At 52.4% G+C, this 1,264-nt stretch carries 4 protein-coding genes; all 4 read right to left on the reverse strand.

Annotation, left to right across the window (positions count from 1 at the left end; translation table 11 throughout):
• Positions 1-120: WxcM-like domain-containing protein (locus BJL95_RS26130; RefSeq protein ID WP_175463646.1), on the reverse strand; the 120-nt coding region annotated here is incomplete at its 3' end.
• Complete coding sequence (locus BJL95_RS20765; RefSeq protein ID WP_175463737.1) at positions 110-592, reverse strand: GNAT family N-acetyltransferase; 483 nt, start codon at positions 590-592, stop codon at positions 110-112. The genes BJL95_RS20765 and BJL95_RS26130, both read right to left, overlap by 11 nt.
• Entirely contained in the window at positions 585-752 is a 168-nt protein-coding gene (locus tag BJL95_RS24265) for a WxcM-like domain-containing protein (protein WP_083386187.1), read from the reverse strand. Before BJL95_RS24265 ends, BJL95_RS20765 begins: the two co-directional genes overlap by 8 nt.
• The coding region (locus tag BJL95_RS20770; RefSeq protein WP_139306289.1) for a GNAT family N-acetyltransferase at positions 742-1,264 on the reverse strand (523 nt) is incomplete at its 5' end. The genes BJL95_RS20770 and BJL95_RS24265, both read right to left, overlap by 11 nt.

Genomic DNA, 1,264 nt, shown 5'->3' on the forward strand with positions numbered 1-1,264 from the left:
TAGGTAATAGGTGCGCTTGATCTCGAACGGAACATGGCGCCCCGCCTCGATAAAGGTCAAGTTGCCGCGGGCATCCGGGATGCGGGGTAATTCGATGATTTTGCAATCGTTAATCGACATTTTCTTCTCCGGTTAATGGGATCTCGAAGAACTCATGTACGGTTCCTCCTCCGCCAAATTCCGTTTTGAATTTATAAAGTCCCTCATTCAGCACTTTGCCGGCCTGCTCGTTGCAGATACCAAAGTCGAGCCAACGCTTTCCGTCGCTGACGGCCTTGGTAATGCAGAAGTCGAACACCGCGTCCAGTGCGGAAAATTGATAGCCGATGTCATTCGCGGCGATATATTGAGTATGAATACAGGTCGCGGTGATAAACAATAAAACGCCGGCGACGACTTGGTCTTGGTGGGTGCCGCAAACGATTTGAATTTGATCGGGAAAACGCTCGGCGAGCATCGTGATTTCGCTCAAGCTATGAACCGGCCCGGTGCCATGTTTTCGCGCCAAATTCTCGGTTAATACCTGCCAAAATTCGCCCAGTAGGGCCATGTCACCGGATAGGCCTATCTGGTTTTTCCGCGCTTTATTCAAACTGCGCCGCCGCCGTTCGCTGATTCGCCCGCGCGGCGTCTAGGTAATAGGTGCGCTTGATCTCGAACGGAACATGGCGCCCCGCCTCGATAAAGGTCAAGTTGCCGCGGGCATCCGGGATGCGGGGTAATTCGATGATTTTGCAATCGTTAATCGACATTTTCTTCTCCGGTTAATGGGATCTCGAAGAACTCATGTACGGTTCCTCCTCCGCCAAATTCCGTTTTGAATTTATAAAGTCCCTCATTCAGCACTTTGCCGGCCTGCTCGTTGCAGATACCAAAGTCGAGCCAACGCTTTCCGTCGCTGACGGCCTTGGTAATGCAGAAGTCGAACACCGCGTCCAGTGCGGAAAATTGATAGCCGATGTCATTCGCGGCGATATATTGAGTATGAATACAGGTCGCGGTGATAAACAATAAAACGCCGGCGACGACTTGGTCTTGGTGGGTGCCGCAAACGATTTGAATTTGATCGGGAAAACGCTCGGCGAGCATCGTGATTTCGCTCAAGCTATGAACCGGCCCGGTGCCATGTTTTCGCGCCAAATTCTCGGTTAATACCTGCCAAAATTCGCCCAGTAGGGCCATGTCACCGGATAGGCCTATCTGGTTTTTCCGCGCTTTATTCAAACTGCGCCGCCGCCGTTCGCTGATTCGCCCGCGCGGCGTC

This window comes from Methylomonas sp. LWB (assembly GCF_001856095.1).
GTDB classification, from domain to species: Bacteria; Pseudomonadota; Gammaproteobacteria; order Methylococcales; family Methylomonadaceae; genus Methylomonas; species Methylomonas koyamae_A.